This is a genomic window from Streptomyces sp. NPDC001492 (assembly GCF_053597275.1).
Genome location: NZ_JBSFHW010000044.1, coordinates 72,815 through 89,339, shown reverse-complemented (window position 1 = coordinate 89,339; position 16,525 = coordinate 72,815). Strand labels below are relative to the sequence as shown.

The 16,525-nt window shown below is 68.7% G+C and carries 13 protein-coding genes; 7 read left to right on the top strand and 6 right to left on the bottom strand.

Features of this window, described 5'->3' with window-relative positions; all coding sequences use genetic code 11:
- Nucleotides 1-167 precede the first annotated feature (167 nt).
- Complete coding sequence (locus tag ACWC1K_RS39700; protein WP_450837902.1) at nt 168-1,610, bottom strand: CCA tRNA nucleotidyltransferase; 1,443 nt, start codon at nt 1,608-1,610, stop codon at nt 168-170.
- Nucleotides 1,611-1,869: 259 nt separating this feature from the next.
- On the opposite strand from ACWC1K_RS39700, the gene ACWC1K_RS39695 reads away from it, so the two are divergent.
- From ACWC1K_RS39695 to trxA, 7 genes are all read left to right on the top strand, one after another.
- A complete protein-coding gene (locus ACWC1K_RS39695; RefSeq protein ID WP_450837900.1) occupies nt 1,870-4,266 on the top strand; it encodes a DUF6049 family protein in 2,397 nt (798 codons plus the stop codon).
- A gap of 44 nt (nt 4,267-4,310) precedes the next feature.
- Nucleotides 4,311-6,596 (top strand): murein biosynthesis integral membrane protein MurJ, encoded by a 2,286-nt coding sequence (gene murJ / locus ACWC1K_RS39690; RefSeq protein WP_450837898.1) that lies wholly within the window; start codon nt 4,311-4,313, stop codon nt 6,594-6,596.
- Nucleotides 6,597-6,734: 138 nt separating this feature from the next.
- Entirely contained in the window at nt 6,735-8,456 is a 1,722-nt protein-coding gene (locus ACWC1K_RS39685; RefSeq protein WP_450837897.1) for a serine/threonine protein kinase, read from the top strand.
- Nucleotides 8,457-8,482: 26 nt separating this feature from the next.
- The gene (gene sigM / locus ACWC1K_RS39680; RefSeq protein WP_450837895.1) at nt 8,483-9,220 is read left to right on the top strand and encodes an RNA polymerase sigma factor SigM; all 738 of its coding nucleotides are present in this window, start codon (nt 8,483-8,485) and stop codon (nt 9,218-9,220) included.
- Nucleotides 9,217-10,134, top strand: coding sequence for an anti-sigma factor family protein (locus ACWC1K_RS39675; RefSeq protein WP_450837893.1), 918 nt, complete (start codon nt 9,217-9,219; stop codon nt 10,132-10,134). The genes sigM and ACWC1K_RS39675 overlap by 4 nt, the downstream gene beginning before the upstream one ends.
- Nucleotides 10,135-10,304: 170 nt before the next feature.
- Nucleotides 10,305-11,273, top strand: a complete 969-nt coding sequence (gene trxB, locus ACWC1K_RS39670; protein ID WP_450837892.1) for a thioredoxin-disulfide reductase — start codon at nt 10,305-10,307, stop codon at nt 11,271-11,273.
- Between the two features lie 41 nt (nt 11,274-11,314).
- Nucleotides 11,315-11,647: a thioredoxin gene (trxA, locus tag ACWC1K_RS39665; RefSeq protein WP_003991504.1), complete on the top strand. Its 333-nt coding sequence runs from the start codon at nt 11,315-11,317 to the stop codon at nt 11,645-11,647.
- 96 nt (nt 11,648-11,743) lie between these two features.
- Here trxA and ACWC1K_RS39660 read toward each other — a convergent pair whose 3' ends face one another.
- The 5 genes from ACWC1K_RS39660 to ACWC1K_RS39640 form a co-directional block, all read right to left on the bottom strand.
- Nucleotides 11,744-12,361 (bottom strand): GNAT family N-acetyltransferase, encoded by a 618-nt coding sequence (locus ACWC1K_RS39660; protein WP_450837890.1) that lies wholly within the window; start codon nt 12,359-12,361, stop codon nt 11,744-11,746.
- A gap of 329 nt (nt 12,362-12,690) precedes the next feature.
- Nucleotides 12,691-13,791 (bottom strand): ParB/RepB/Spo0J family partition protein, encoded by a 1,101-nt coding sequence (locus ACWC1K_RS39655; protein ID WP_450837889.1) that lies wholly within the window; start codon nt 13,789-13,791, stop codon nt 12,691-12,693.
- Complete coding sequence (locus tag ACWC1K_RS39650; protein ID WP_450837909.1) at nt 13,788-14,861, bottom strand: ParA family protein; 1,074 nt, start codon at nt 14,859-14,861, stop codon at nt 13,788-13,790. Before ACWC1K_RS39650 ends, ACWC1K_RS39655 begins: the two co-directional genes overlap by 4 nt.
- A 301-nt stretch (nt 14,862-15,162) precedes the next feature.
- Complete coding sequence (rsmG, locus tag ACWC1K_RS39645) at nt 15,163-15,879, bottom strand: 16S rRNA (guanine(527)-N(7))-methyltransferase RsmG (protein WP_450837887.1); 717 nt, start codon at nt 15,877-15,879, stop codon at nt 15,163-15,165.
- A gap of 120 nt (nt 15,880-15,999) precedes the next feature.
- Nucleotides 16,000-16,512 carry a R3H domain-containing nucleic acid-binding protein gene (locus ACWC1K_RS39640; RefSeq protein WP_266957587.1) on the bottom strand — a complete coding sequence of 171 codons (513 nt, stop codon included), beginning with the start codon at nt 16,510-16,512 and terminating at the stop codon, nt 16,000-16,002.
- Between the last annotated feature and the right edge of the window lie 13 nt (nt 16,513-16,525).

Here is a 16,525-nt window from a genome sequence, read left to right as displayed (position 1 = left end):
GCCGAGTACTGCGACCCCGCCAGGAGTGACTGCACCCTCTGCCTCAGGCCGTACCCCGCCATGTTGGGCTTCTCCCACCGGCGGGGGGCGGTGTTACACGTGAAACACCGCCCCACCGCGTCTCCCGGGTCATGTTTCACGTGAAACATGACCCCGGTTTCACGACCTCAGCTCTGCTCAGCCCACCATTCCTTGAGCGCCGCCACCGCCGCATCATGCTCCATCGGCCCGTTCTCCAGCCGAAGCTCCAGCAGGAACTTGTACGCCTGACCGATGGCCGGCCCCGGACCGATACCCAGGATCTCCATGATCTGGTTCCCGTCGAGGTCGGGACGGATCGCGTCCAGCTCCTCCTGCTCCTGAAGCTGGGCGATGCGCTCCTCCAGACCGTCGTACGCCCGCGACAGCGCCGCCGCCTTGCGCTTGTTCCGCGTCGTGCAGTCCGAGCGGGTCAGCTTGTGGAGCCGGTCGAGGAGTGGGCCGGCGTCACGGACGTAGCGGCGGACCGCCGAGTCCGTCCACTCACCGGTGCCGTAGCCGTGGAACCGCAGGTGGAGTTCGACCAGACGTGAGACGTCCTTCACCAGCTCGTTGGAGTACTTGAGAGCCGTCATGCGCTTCTTGGTCATCTTCGCGCCGACCACCTCGTGGTGGTGGAACGAGACCCGGCCGTCCTGCTCGAACCGGCGGGTGCGCGGCTTGCCGATGTCGTGCAGCAGCGCGGCCAGCCGGAGAGTCAGGTCCGGGCCGTTCTCCTCCAGCGCGATCGCCTGTTCCAGGACGATCAGCGTGTGCTCGTAGACGTCCTTGTGCCGATGGTGCTCGTCGCTCTCCAGCCGCAGCGCCGGGAGTTCGGGCAGCACATGGTCCGCGAGACCGGTCTCGACCAACAGCGTCAGGCCCTTCCGCGGGTTCGCGGACAGGATCAGCTTGTTCAGCTCGTCCCGTACCCGCTCGGCCGAGACGATCTCGATACGGCCGGCCATCTCCTTCATGGCCGTCACGACCTCAGGAGCCACCTCGAAGTCGAGCTGCGCGGCGAAGCGTGCGGCCCGCATCATCCGCAGCGGATCGTCGGAGAAGGACGCCTCGGGAGTGCCGGGGGTGCGCAGGACCCGCGCGGCGAGATCGTCCCGTCCGCCGTGCGGGTCGATGAACTTCTTCTCCGGGAGGGCGAGGGCCATCGCGTTGACCGTGAAGTCGCGCCGGACGAGATCTTCCTCGATGGAGTCGCCGTACGACACCTCGGGCTTGCGCGAGGTGCGGTCGTAGGCCTCCGACCGGTAAGTCGTCACCTCGATCTGGAAGCCGTTCTTCTGAGCTCCGACCGTCCCGAAGGCGATCCCCACCTCCCACACGGCATCCGCCCACGGACGGACGATCTTCAGGACGTCCTCGGGCCGTGCGTCGGTCGTGCAGTCGAGATCGTTGCCGAGCCGGCCGAGCAGCGCGTCCCGAACCGAGCCGCCGACCAGGGCGAGCGAGAACCCGGCCTCCTGGAAACGGCGGGCGAGGTCGTCGGCGACAGGATCCACCCGCAGCGGTTCGCTCGGCACGCGGTGCGGCTCCTGGATCGGGGCACTGAGGTTGGCTTCGTTGGCGTTCGGCACAACAGAAGAGGGTACGTGGCCCGGGCGCCCGCAAGCGCCTCCATTAAGCGTCCACGGACACCGCAGTAGATACGTACGCAAGCAATGCTCTTGGGGTGCACACGCTGCGTTTCTCTTTATAAATGTAGATAAAGGACAGGTCGGTCCCGCTCCCCGATCTTGTGCGGCAGTCCGCGGCACTTCCCCTCAGCGCGCATCGTTACCATGCGTGGACGCACATTCCGACGACCACTGACGACGACTAGGGACGGACGAGCGCGTGGCCGAGGCGGCAGACTTCCAGGGGACGAATCCCTCACCTGCCCGCCGGTGGCTGCGGCGCACCGGAGCACTGCTCGCAGGGGCGCCTCTGCTGGCCGGCCTCCTCCAGCTGCCCTCCGCTGCTTCCGCGAACGCGGCTGGTCAGACCTCCCTGCAGGACGCCTCAGGCTCAGGCTCGGGCTCGGTGGCCGTCGCCCTCGACGCACTCAGCCCCGAGGTCCCCACGGACGGGGACACGCTGACCGTGTCGGGCACCGTGACCAACAACGGCAAGCAGACGGTCACCGGCGCCCACGTGGGACTGAGCGTGGGCCCGCAGCTGAACACACGCTCGGCCGTCGACGAGATCACCCGGGACAGTGGCAGCCTCCAGGGCGCGACCGGCTCGGAGCTCGGCGGCAAGTACGTCGAGAAGTTCTCCAAGCTGACTCCTGGGGTCGCCGAGCCCTTCAGGATCACCGTGCCGGTCGACAAGCTGGACCTCGGTGACGACGGGGTCTACCAGTTCGCCGTGGCGCTGTCCGGCCAGACGGCCGCCCAGCCGTGGAACCAGGTCCTCGGCATCCAGCGGACCTTCCTGCCCTGGCAGCCCGACGAGGCCGACACGAAGACGAAGACGACCTTCCTGTGGCCGCTGGTCTCCACCGTCCACATGACGGCGGAGACGGGGTCGAACGAGCAGCAGACACCGGTCTTCCTCAATGACGACCTCGCCAAGGAGATCTCCCCGGGCGGCCGCCTGGACGAGATGCTGTCCCTGGGCGAGAGCCTCGACGTCACCTGGGTGATCGACCCGGATCTGCTGGCCTCGGTCGACGCGATGACCCGCAGCTATCGGGTCCGGGCCGCGGGCAACACCACCACGGCGGGCATGCACCAGGCGGTCGCCAAGCAGTGGCTCGCCGAGCTGCAGAAGGCGGTGGCCGACAAGGAGGTCGTCGCGCTGCCCTTCGCCGACCCGGACCTTGCCTCCCTCGCCCACAACGGCACGAGCGTGACCGGTTCCCTGAGCCACCTCAAGGAAGCCACGGACGTCGTCGCCAACACGGTGGAGCCGATCCTCCACGTGAAACCGAGCACAGACTTCGCCTGGCCCGTGGACGGCGCCGTCGATCCGTCGATCGTGAAGGTCGCCACCTCCGCCGGCGCCGACCAGGTCATCGCGCGCAGCGACAGCCTCCAGGAGACCGGCGGCCTGTCCTACACCCCCTCCGCAGCCCGCCCGATCGGAGGCGGCACCACGGCGGTGGTCGCGGACGCCCGCCTGTCGAAGGCCTTCGAGGGCGACCTCACATCGGCCTCTGACGGCACCCTCGCCGTGCAGCAGTTCCTTGCCCAGAGCCTGGCGCTCAACCTCCAGACGCACAAGCAGCGCAGCATCGTCGTCGCCCCGCAGCGCATGCCCACGACACACCAGGCCCAGACCATGGCCGACGCACTGGCGGCCCTCCAGGGCGGCAACTGGTCCGAGACCCAGAAGCTCACGTCGGCCGCCAAGGCCAAACCGGACCCGGGTGCCACGACGAAGGTGCCGTCGACGTCCGCGTATCCGTCCTCGCTGCGCAAGCAGGAGCTGCCACGCTCGGCCTTCGAGGAGATCGCGACCACACAGGACGAACTCGACAACTTCAAGGTGATCCTCAGCGACGAGTCCCGTGTGGTGACCCCCTTCGGGCGCGCCATGAACCGCGGGATGTCCACGTCGTGGCGGGGCAACGCGGCCGCCGCGGCCAGCTTCCGCAACGACGTCGACAACCACCTCACCGATCTGACCGGCCAGGTCAAGCTGATCGACAAGTCCGACACCAAGCTCTCCGGACGCAGCGCCACCATCCCCGTGACCGTCCAGAACAACCTGGTACAGGGTGTCCAGCACCTGACGCTGCGCCTCACCTCGACGAGCCCCACCCGCCTCCAGATCGGCGGTCACGCCTACCAGGAGCAACCTGTCACGGTCTCCGGCGGGCACAGCCAGACGGTGAAGTTCACCACGACGGCCAAGGCCAACGGCCAGGCGACGGTGGTCGCCCAGCTGTACACGGAGGACGGCCAGGAATACGGCCATGCCGTCACCTTCGACGTCAAGGTCACCGAGTTCACGGCCACCGTGATGCTGGTCATCGGCGGCGGCTTCCTCCTGCTCGTCCTCGCCGGCTTCCGGATGTACACGCAGCGCAAACGGGCAGCCGCCCGTGAGGCCGAGGAGGGCGGTCCCGAGGGGGCCGACGAGCCCACGGAGGGGCCGGAGAACCCGGAGGGCCCCGAAGACCGTCTCAAGGAGGAGTCCGGCACCGACGCCCGGGCAGACGACCCTGAGCAGCCGAGTGACCCGACACCGGACACCGCACCGGAAAGCGCCGACCCGTCCGGCACGGGTGAGAGAGTGGACCGTTGAGGATGTCGTGGCCGGTGGGCCCGGGACGATGAGGTGGGGTAACCATGAACGCGCCGTACGACGGTGACCGCGGCCAGGCCGCGGGCAGCTCGGGCCCCCCCGAGGGCCCGCTGCCCGAGCACGGCCAGGTACCGCCGCAGCCCCCCGCGGACATGTACCTCCAGGATGCCTACGACCAGGACCCCTACCGGGCACAGGACCTCTCCGCGCAGGATCCGGTCGCCGAGGCCCTCTACGACCGCGCCGCGCACCCCCCGCCGCCTCCGGGGACCTACCAGCCGCAGCAGCCGCTGTACGCCCAGCCGCCTCAGTCCCCGCACGCCCCCGACTCCCGGGTCTGGGCCCAGACACCGGCGCCGGAACCGGACGGCCCGAGCCAGTACCTGCCGTACGGCGACGACCCCCGCAGGACCCAGTACGTGGGCGTCGACGACCTGGTCACGCAGGCCGGCGAGGAGCGCCACGAGCCGGACGCCTTCGCGCATCTCTTCCGGGACCAGCAGCAGAACGGCGGATACCCGCCGTCGGATCCCCCGGCGGTGCCCGGCCCGGCGGCCGCGCCGGGCGCGTCCTCGCCGACCCCGCAGTACCAGGCCCCGGCGGCATCCACCCCCGCGACCGACCAGACCATGAACCTCGGCACCACGCCGCCCGCGGCTCCGGTCCCCCCCGCGGCTCCTGCGGCCCCGGTGAAGAAGGGCGGCCGCGGCGGGGGCCTGCTCAAGTCGAGCGCCGTGATGGCCGCGGGCACGATGGTCTCCCGCCTCACCGGCTTCATCCGCTCCGCACTGATCGTCTCGGCGCTGGGCGTCGGTCTGCTCGGCGACACCTTCCAGGTCGCCTACCAGCTGCCCACGATGATCTACATCCTGACCGTCGGCGGCGGCCTCAACTCGGTGTTCGTGCCGCAGCTCGTGCGGGCCATGAAGGAGGACGAGGACGGCGGCGAGGCCTACGCCAATCGTCTGCTGACCCTGGTCATGGTGGCGCTGGGCGCCCTCACGGTTCTCGCGGTCTTCGGCGCACCGCTCCTGATCCGCCTGCTGTCGGACTCGGTGGCCAGCGATCCGGCGGCCAACGACGTCGGCATCACCTTCGTCCGCTACTTCCTGCCCTCGATCTTCTTCATGGGCGTCCATGTGGTGATGGGCCAGATCCTCAACGCCCGCGGCAAGTTCGGGGCGATGATGTGGACGCCGGTCCTGAACAACATCGTCATCATCGTGACGCTCGGCATGTTCATGTGGGTGTACGGCACGGCGGCCGACTCCGGCATGAAGGTCACGAACATCCCGCCGGAGGGCCAGCGGCTCCTCGGTATCGGTGTGCTGCTCGGCCTCGTCGTCCAGGCGCTGGCGATGATCCCGTACCTGCGCGAGACCGGGTTCCGGCTGCGGCTGCGGTTCGACTGGAGGGGCCACGGCCTCGGCAAGGCCGTGACGCTCGCCAAGTGGACCGTCCTGTTCGTCCTCGCCAACCAGGCCGGCGCGATCGTCGTCTCGCAGCTGTCCACCTCGGCCGGCAAGGCGTCACCCGTCGACGGCACCGGATTCGCCGCCTACGCCAATGCCCAGCTGATCTGGGGCCTGCCGCAGGCCATCATCACCGTCTCCCTGATGGCCGCCCTGCTGCCGCGCATTTCACGCTCGGCGGCGGAGGACGACAGCGGCGCCGTCCGCGACGACATCTCCCAGGGCCTGCGCACCACGGCCGTCGCCATCGTGCCGATCGCCTTCGGTTTCCTCGCCCTCGGCATCCCGATGTGCACGCTGATCTTCGGCTCCTCGGGCATCAGCGAGGCCACCAACATGGGCTTCATGCTGATGGCGTTCGCCCTCGGCCTGATCCCGTACTCCGTGCAGTACGTCGTCCTGCGCGCGTTCTACGCCTACGAGGACACCCGGACCCCCTTCTACAACACGGTCATCGTCGCCGCGGTCAACGCGGGCGCCTCGGCGCTGTGTTACGTCGTGCTGCCGCCCCGCTGGGCCGTGGCCGGCATGGCAGCCTCATACGGTCTCGCCTATGCGATCGGCGTCGGCGTCGCCTGGAACCGGCTGCGCAAGCGGCTCGGCGGCGACCTGGACGGCGCCCGCGTCCTGCGGACGTACGCCAGGCTCTGCATCGCCTCGGTGCCCGCAGCGGCCCTCAGCGGCGCGGCCTGCTACGAGATCGGCCACACGCTCGGCCAGGGCGTCGTCGGATCCCTCGCGGCCCTGGTGGCGGGCGGTGCGGTCCTGCTCGGGATCTTCTTCCTGGCCGCCCGCAAGATGCGCATCGAGGAGCTGAACTCACTGGTCGGCATGGTCCGTGGGCGTCTTGGACGCTGACGCGGGGGTACGCGCACAACCATCGTCCGCCACCGTGTGTCGTGCATAGCGGCGGACTGTGGGCACAATTGGTTTCGGCGTCGGACAGCGCGCACGGATGTTGAACGGCGCGCGATGAATGGGGAGGCAGGAACGACGGTGGCGGAGCGGAGCACGGCTGCCGTCGACGTGGCAGACAACAGCGGTGACGAACCGCTGACCGCAGAGGCGGACCAGTCCACGGCCGACGGGGTGGCCCAGAACCGGGAGCGGGACACGGAGATCGACGAGGCACAGGGGAGTGGCGGGACCGAGGGTCCCGGGAAGGCCTCACCGCCCGAGCTGCACAGCGGCCACAAACTCGCCAGACGGTACCGACTCGAGGAGTGCGTCACCCGACTGGACGGATTCAGCAGTTGGCGTGCCGTGGACGAGAAGCTTCGCCGCGCCGTCGGCGTCCACATCCTGCCCGCGGACCATTCACGGGCACGTTCGGTGCTGGCCGCGGCCCGCTCCTCGGCACTGCTCGGTGATCCGCGCTTCGTCCAGGTACTGGACGCGGTCGAGGAGAACGACCTCGTCTATGTCGTCCACGAGTGGCTGCCCGACGCCGCCGAGCTGACCACGCTGCTCGCCTCCGGTCCGCTGGAGCCGCACGACGCCTACCAGATGGTCAGTCAGATCGCCTCCGCGATGGCTGCGGCGCACCGTGAGGGGCTGGCCCATCTGCGGTTGAACCCCAACGCCGTGCTGCGTACCTCCAGCGGCCAGTGGCGCATCCGTGGCCTCGCCGTGAACGCCGCGCTGCGCGGCATCAGTTCGGACACCCCGCAGCGCACCGACACGGAGTCCGTCGGCGCGCTCCTGTACGCCGGGCTCACCCAGCGCTGGCCGTACGAGAACGACGCGTACGGTCTCGCGGGGCTGCCGAAGGACGTCGGTCTGATCGCACCCGACCAGGTGCGGGCCGGTGTCCACCGCGGTCTGTCCGAGCTGGCCATGCGCGCACTCGCCAACGACGGGGCGACCGCCTCACGCCACGAATCCCCGTGCACCACGCCGGAGGAACTGGTGAAGGCGATCGGCGAGATGCCCCGCATCCGCCCGCCGGAGCCCGCGTTCACCGCCCCGCCGGAGTACCAGCGCACCACGTATCAGCAGGGCACGTACGGCCGCCCGGCACCGCACCCCGGCGCCACCCAGCCGGTGCCGGCTCCTCCGGCCCCGCTGCAGAGCCGCACCGGCAAGGCCCTGAAGTGGGCCGTTTCGGCCCTCCTCATCGCGGCCCTGGGCCTCGGCAGCTGGCAGCTGGCCGACGCGCTCATGGGCAACGGCAACCAGTCCGACGACACGAACAAGACGCAGACGACGGACGGGGGCGGCAAGGGCAATACCGCACCCCAGCCGGTCAAGACCATCCAGATCCAGAGGGCCCAGGAGTACGTAGCCAAGGGTGACGCCCAGCACCCCAACGACGTCGACAAGACGTACGACAACAAGAGCTCCACGTACTGGCGCACCGCCAGCTACAAGGACGGCCCGGACATGAACCCGGCCTTCAAGCCCGGCGTCGGCATCGTCTACGACTTCGGCTCGGCGCAGGAGGTCTCCGCCGCTTCGATAGGGCTCCTGTTCGGCGGCGACCACACGACGGTCACGCTCTACGCGACGGACTCCATGAGTTCCTCGGTTCCGCTGACTTCGATGACGAAACTGGGATCCGTGACGACCTCCGGCACGTCTGCGAAGGTGACAGTCTCCAAGCCGGTGAAGAGCCAGTACGTGCTGGTGTGGTTCACGGCACTGCCCTACGCGCCGGGGGACTCGTACAGCGACCCGGGCTACAAGCAGGCCGTGACGGACCTGAAGTTCACCGGCTGAGACCGCATCCCAGGGGAGGGGGTCCGATGGCAGATGACACCGCATACGGCGACGCAAGCGATCAGGACCTCCTGGCCCGCCATGTAGAGGGCGACCCGGACGCCTTCGGTGAGCTTGTGCGGCGTCATCGTGACCGGCTGTGGGCCGTGGCCCTGCGGACGCTGGGGGACCGGGAGGAGGCCGCTGACGCCGTCCAGGACGCCCTTGTGTCCGCCTACCGGGCCGCCCACACCTTCCGGGGGCAGTCGGCCGTCACGACGTGGCTGCACCGGATCACGGTGAACGCCTGCCTCGACCGCGCCCGCAAGGCTGCCTCACGCAAGACGTCCCCGGTCGACGACACCGAGCGGCTGGAGCAACTGCTGGAGCCCCACGAGGAGGCATCGGCTCCCGCAGAGCGCAACGATCTGCACCGACAGCTGCTGGAGGCACTCGGCACCTTGCCGCCCGACCAGCGCGCCGCCCTCGTCCTGGTGGACATGCAGGGATACCCGGTCGCCGAAGCCGCCCGCGTGCTCGATGTCCCCACCGGCACGGTGAAGAGCCGCTGCGCCCGCGGCAGAGCCAGACTCCTGCCGCTCCTCACCCACCTCCGGCCGGAAAACGCCGGTGGCAGCAAGGAACAGGGCGAGGGGCGGAACCGGACCCAGGGGACATCCGTCCCACCGGCAGCGGGACCGCCGACTGCCGGTCCACACGACAGAGGGCCGGATAACGGGCCAAGCGATTCAGCTGCTGTGAAGGGCGGAGGTGGGCGAGCGTGACATCCACGACGGACAGGACCGGACACCCGGACGTCACCGAAATCTCCGACCTCACCGAGGGACTGCTTCCGCCGTCCCGTACTGCCGACGTGCGACGGCACCTCGACGAGTGCGAACTCTGCGCGGACGTCTACTCCTCGCTCGAAGAGATCCGGGGGCTGCTCGGTTCGGTGCCGGGTCCGACCCGCATGCCCGCCGATGTCGCAGGCCGTATCGATGCCGCTCTCGCGGCCGAGGCACTGCTGAACGCGACCGCACCCGATGTCAGGGACGCCGCCCCGGTGCTCGTCGGCGCGACTCCTTCCACGAACGACGGCGACAGCGCGCGTGTTTCACGTGAAACATCGGCAGCGGCAGACCGCCCCGCGGGACATTCCCGTGCCTCCGCCACCGGACCGGGTCGCAAGCAGCGCAAGCGGGGCGGCCGCCGCAGGGTCGCCATTCTGGGCACCGTCTTCACAGTCGCCGCACTGGGCTTCGGTTCGGTCCTGCTGACATCACTGAACGACGGGAAACCGCCCGCTTCCGAGGCGCAGGGCCGGAGGTCCGCCACCGCGGACACGTTCTCGGAAGCCAAGCTGGAGGACCAGGTCACCGGTCTCCTCAAGAGCCGGGGTTCGGGCAGCGGCTCCCATACTCCGCACAGTCTTGGCGTGGAGGGCGGGAGTAACCAGCCCAAGATCTTCAAGGAGCCCACGGTCCCGGACTGCGTCCGCAATGGCATCAGGCGTACCGACCCGGCGCTCGCGGCGAAGGAAGGGAGGTACAAGGGCATGGAGGTCCTCCTCGTGGTCATGTCCGACACCTCCGCCAGCAACAAGGTGACCGCGTACATCGTGGATGCGAGCTGTGTGAGCCATGCGTCCGCCGCCAAGGCGAAGGTTCTCCTGACGCACTCGTACACCCGTCCCTGAACGCACAGGCTTCGCCTCCGCCATGCGTGGTATCCCGTACCGTGTCGCGCCTCCGTGTGCCCGGACACAGTGGGAATGCGCGCCCCTTAGGATCCGTTGGGTGGGGTGAGAGTTCTGAGAGGGGCTCTCCCCCGGTCCGACGACGCAGTCCAGAGACGAGGAAACAAGCCGTGAGCGACGTCCGAAACGTGATCATCATCGGCTCCGGGCCCGCCGGCTACACGGCGGCGCTCTACACCGCGCGCGCGTCGCTGAAGCCGCTCGTGTTCGAGGGCGCCGTCACCGCCGGTGGCGCGCTGATGAACACCACCGACGTGGAGAACTTCCCCGGCTTCCGGGACGGCATCATGGGCCCCGAGCTCATGGACAACATGCGCGCCCAGGCCGAGCGTTTCGGTGCCGAGCTCGTCCCGGACGACGTCGTCTCCGTCGACCTGACCGGTGAGATCAAGACCGTCACCGACACCGCCGGCACCGTGCACAAGGCAAAGGCCGTCATCGTCACCACCGGCTCCCAGCACCGCAAGCTGGGCCTGCCGAACGAGGACGCCCTCTCCGGCCGCGGTGTCTCCTGGTGTGCCACCTGTGACGGCTTCTTCTTCAAGGACCAGGACATCGCCGTGATCGGCGGCGGCGACACCGCGATGGAGGAGGCAACCTTCCTCTCCCGCTTCGCCAAGTCCGTGACGATCGTCCACCGCCGGGACACCCTGCGCGCCTCCAAGGCGATGCAGGAGCGCGCCTTCGCCGACCCGAAGGTCAAGTTCGTATGGGACAGCGAAGTCGCCGAGATCCAGGGCGACCCCAAGCTCTCGGGCCTGAAGCTGCGCAACCTCAAGACCGGCGAACTCTCGGACCTGGCGGTCACCGGCCTGTTCATCGCGATCGGCCACGACCCGCGCACCGAACTCTTCAAGGGCCAGCTCGACCTCGACGAGGAGGGCTACCTCAAGGTCGCCGCTCCTTCCACCCGCACCAACCTGACCGGTGTCTTCGCCGCCGGTGACGTGGTCGACCACACCTACCGTCAGGCGATCACCGCCGCCGGTACCGGCTGCTCCGCCGCGCTCGACGCCGAGCGCTTCCTCGCCGCCCTTGCGGACGAGGAGCAGGCCGAGCCCGAGAAGACCTCTGTCTGACCTCCATCCGCCCCACGCACCAACCAGTTAAGGAGCCCGCCGTGGCCGGCACCCTGAAGAATGTGACCGACGACTCCTTCGAGCAGGACGTCCTCAAGAGCGACAAGCCCGTACTGGTGGACTTCTGGGCCGCCTGGTGCGGCCCGTGCCGCCAGATCGCGCCGTCTCTCGAGGCGATCGCCGCCGAGTACGGCGACAAGATCGAGGTCGTCAAGCTCAACATCGATGAGAACCCGGGTACGGCCGCCAAGTACGGCGTCATGTCCATCCCGACGCTGAACGTCTACCAGGGTGGCGAGGTCGCCAAGACCATCGTCGGTGCGAAGCCGAAGGCCGCGATCGTCCGCGACCTCGAGGACTTCATCGCCGAGTAGTCGGCACAAGCCGTCGCGTCGGCGGTGGATGTTTCACGTGAAACACGAATGGGCCAACCCCGGAGGGGTCGGCCCATTCGCGTGTCCGGATGCTCTTCACAACGGCCTCAGCGCCGGCTCCTTCTGCACAGCCCCCAGCAACCGGTCGAGCGCCATCTCCACGTCTTCCTTCCAGGACAGCGTCGTCCGCAGCTCCAACCTCAGACGGGGGTAAGCCGGGTGCGGGCGGACCGTCTTGAAGCCCACGGCCAGAAGATGGTCAGCCGGCAGGACGCACGCGGGTTCCTTCCACCGTGCGTCCCCGAAAGCCTCGATTGCTTTGAAGCCCCGCCGCAGTAGATCCTTGGCGACCGTCTGGACCATGACCCGTCCAAGCCCTTGCCCCTGATAGCCCGGCATGATGAACGAGGTGATCAGCTGTACCGCGTCGGACGAAACGGGACTCGTGGGGAAGGCCGTGGAGCGCGGAACGTAGGCCGGAGGGGCGTAGAGAACGAAGCCCACCGGTACATCGTCGACGTAGACGACCCTGCCGCAGGACCCCCAGTCCAGCAGGACCGCGGAAATCCACGCTTCCTTCTCCAGCGCGGACGTGCCCGCTTTTACCGCGGCCTCACCACTGACTGGGTCCAACTCCCAGAAGACACACGCACGACAGCGCTGGGGAAGGTCCGGAAGGTTGTCCAGCGTGAGCGGTACGAGCCGACGCCCCATGAAGCCTGTTCCTCGCTTCCTTCGCCCGCAGCGTCGCGGGCGGCTGTCAGAGCGCTCCGTTCCCTCAGCAGGCTGCCGACGAAGCCGCCGACCGCGCCGAGTCCGAGACCTGCGCTCACCAGTCCGGTGCGGCTCATCGTTCGCATGGCCCCTGCCTCCCTCTCAGAGGTACTGCCGGGTGGATGCGCCATACCCGATCGCATCGTATCGACCAAGCGATTCCATCGATAGCGCCTGAAAGCAAAGAGCGGGCCGTGTTCCGGTGCACACCGGACACGACCCACTCCATTGGCCCAGCGAGCGAGACCGCCGCGTCGGCCACAGGCTGTCTAGGCCTCGAGATCCTCGGAATCGTCTTCCAGGAGGCTCTTCTGCAGAACCGGGCCCTCGCCGGGAGCGAGGCTGCTGAGGATCCGCTCGAGGTCCTCCATGGAGGCGAACTCGACCGTGATCTTGCCCTTCTTCTGCCCCAGGTCGACCTTCACCCGTGTCTCGAAACGGTCCGAGAGACGGGTCGCGAGGTCGGTCAGCGCAGGAGACACCCGCGCGCCGGCCCGAGGGCCCTTGGACCGCTGGGCCGTCTGCGGCCGCGACCCCATCAGGGTCACGATCTCCTCGACGGCTCGCACGGACAGCCCCTCGGCCACGATCCGGTGGGCCAGCCGGTCCTGCTCCTCCGAGTCCTCGACGGAGAGCAGCGCCCTCGCGTGACCGGCGGACAGGACCCCGGCGGCCACCCGGCGCTGGACCGCCGGCGAGAGCTTCAGCAGCCGCAGCGTGTTGGAGACCTGGGGACGGGACCGGCCGATCCGGTCGGCCAGCTGGTCGTGCGTGCAGTTGAAGTCCTTCAGAAGCTGGTCGTAGGCAGCAGCCTCTTCCAGCGGGTTCAGCTGCGCCCGATGCAGGTTCTCCAGCAGGGCATCCAGGAGAAGCTTCTCGTCGTCCGTGGCCCGGACGATCGCCGGGATCGCGTCCAGGCCGGCCTCCCGGCAGGCCCGCCAGCGCCGCTCGCCCATGATGAGCTCGTAGCGGGCGGGACCCAGCTGCCGTACGACAACCGGCTGGAGGAGACCCACTTCCTTGATGGAGGTGACGAGTTCCTGCAGCGCGTCCTCGTCGAAGACCTCACGCGGCTGGCGCGGGTTCGGCGTGATGGAGTCGAGAGGGAGCTCCGCGAAGTGGGCGCCCACCGGAGACGCGGGCTCCTCCGCGCCGCCGTAGAGCGACGGCTCCTCGGTTTCATGTGAAACAGGCGGCAGCGTTGTCACCTTCGCCGCGGCCACTCCCCGGTCGGTGGTCAGCACCGGGACCGCAGAGGGAGACGCAGAACCGGCGCCCCCCATCGCGGCCGGGGCCGGTGTCTTCTCCGTCGGGGCAGCAGGGATCAGCGCGCCGAGACCACGGCCCAAACCCCTCCGTCGCTCGCTCACTGAATCCCCTCCACCATGCTTGGATCACTCTGGGCGCCGATATGGGCATGCGGCGCGTCGTATGACACACCCACACCCTTCAGCGCGATTTCTCGTGCTGCCTCAAGATAAGACAGGGCACCGCTCGATCCCGGATCGTAGGTCAGCACCGTCTGCCCATAACTCGGCGCCTCGGAGATGCGGACCGAGCGGGGAATGCTCGTCCGCAGCACCTCGTCGCCGAAGTGGCTGCGCACCTCGTCCGCGACCTGGGACGCGAGGCGCGTCCGACCGTCGTACATGGTGAGCAGGATCGTCGATACATGCAGCGTGGGGTTGAGGTGCCCCCGTACCAGGTCGACGTTGCGCAGCAGCTGACCCAGACCCTCCAGCGCGTAGTACTCGCACTGGATGGGGATGAGGACCTCCGCGCCGGCCACCAGCGCGTTGACCGTCAAGAGGCCGAGCGAAGGGGGACAGTCAATCAGGATGTAGTCCAGCGGCTGCTCATAGGCCTGGATGGCTCGCTGCAGCCGGCTCTCCCGTGCCACCAGGGACACCAGCTCGATCTCCGCACCGGCGAGATCGATCGTGGCGGGGGCGCAGAAGAGACCCTCGACATCGGGGACCGGCTGGACGACCTCCGCGAGGGGCTTGCTTTCGACCAGGACGTCGTAGATGGACGGGACGTCGGCGTGATGGTCGATCCCCAGCGCAGTGGATGCGTTGCCCTGAGGGTCGAGGTCGATCACCAGGACACGGCCGCCGTGCAGGGCCAGGGAGGCAGCAAGATTGACGGTGGTCGTCGTCTTGCCGACACCGCCCTTCTGGTTGGCGACCACCATGACGCGTGTCTGCTCGGGCCGTGGCAGGCCCTCGCCTGCGCGGCCAAGAGCCTCCACCGCCAGTTGGGCAGCACGACCGATCGGAGTGTCGTCCATCGGGGGCGGTGTTTCACGTGAAACATCGTCCCCCATCGACTCGGTACGGGGACCGGGGACCGGATCGGTCATCGGTCCCGCGATGTTGGCGTCGGACCGCAAGGATTCACTCTCCTCGACTTCAGGCTCGCAATGAACAGAGCCTCCCATGTCTTCGGGGTCGTGAACCAGTGAGGCCTGTTGTTCTGTGGAGAAATCCACCTCTGTGGACAACTCGGCCCCCCTCCCGGGGGACCGAGTCTCATCGGATACGGGTGCCTCTCCGAGTGAACCGAGAGGCTTACGGTCGCGGGGTTCGGCAGCGGCGCGGCCGCGGCTGATGATGCCATGCAGCAGTGAGCGACGTTTCACGTGAAACACGATGCACAGCAGTGGTGGCCGAACTGTCGCGACACTCCGGCGTGCGTAGGTTTGGCAGCTTGTGTGGAGTACGTCTCGTCGTCAGGCCGGATCAGCGGCGACGGCGTGCCCGCCCCGCCCGGGCGGCCTTGGCCTTCTTCGCAGCGAAGCGGACGCCCCCGGGGCTCTCCCCGACCTCGACCCGCACGACCGTGGACAGCGGATCCACCACGCCTTCACCCACATGCAGGATGGACGTCTCCACCGCACCCAGCTTGCTAAGCGCCGTGGCCGCACTCTGGAGCTCCTCCTCAGCGGTGTCGCCCTTGAGCGCAAGCATCTCCCCGTAGGGCCGCAGCAGCGGAATGCCCCAGGTGGCCAGCCGGTCCAGCGGGGCCACCGCCCGCGCCGTCACCACATGCACCGACGGCACCTTGCCCATGACCTCCTCGGCGCGGCCGCGCACGACCGTCACATGGTCCAGCCCGAGCAGCTCCACGACCTCGGTGAGAAAGTTCGTACGCCGCAGCAGAGGCTCCAGCAGCGTGATCTTCAGGTCCTCGCGGACCAGCGCCAGCGGAATGCCCGGCAGGCCCGCCCCCGAGCCCACATCGCAGACCGTCACGCCCTCGGGCACGACCTCGGAAAGCACCGCGCAGTTCAGCAGATGCCGCTCCCACAGACGAGGCACCTCACGCGGGCCGATCAGACCGCGCTGCACACCCGCCTCAGCAAGCAGCTCCGCATAGCGGACCGCGTCCGCGAAGCGATCGCCGAACACCGCGCGCGCCTGCTCGGGCGCGGGGGGAAGCTCCGCTGCCTCCGTCACGGGGGACCGTCCTTCCGTACTGCATCAGCGCATCGAGCGCCGAGACCACCAGAACTATCACGCTGACAAAGCTCGGCCCCGCCTGCGCTACAGACGGGGCCGGAGGAACATACGGACCGATCAGGCCGGGAGCACAACGACGAAGCGCTGCGGCTCCTCGCCCTCGGACTCGCTGCGCAGGCCCGCGGCCTTGACGGCGTCGTGCACGACCTTGCGCTCGAACGGCGTCATCGGCTTCATCTTCACGGGCTCGCCGGTGCTCCTGACCTCGGCGGCCGCCTTCGCACCCAGCTCGGAAAGCTCGGCGCGCTTCTTTGCACGGTAGCCGCCGATGTCCAGCATCAGCCGGCTGCGATCCCCGGTCTCCCGGTGCACGGCCAGGCGCGTGAGCTCCTGCAGCGCCTCGAGCACCTCACCGTCACGGCCGACCAGCTTCTGCAGGTCGCGGCTGCCCGCGTCGCTGATGATCGAGACAGCGGCGCGGTCGGCCTCGACGTCCATGTCGATGTCGCCGTCGAGATCGGCGATGTCCAGCAGACCCTCGAGGTAGTCCGCCGCGATCTCGCCCTCCTGCTCCAGGCGGGTAAGGGTGTCTGCACCCTCGGCAGCGGCGGAGGTGGTGCCTTCCGTCACGGGATGGGCTCCT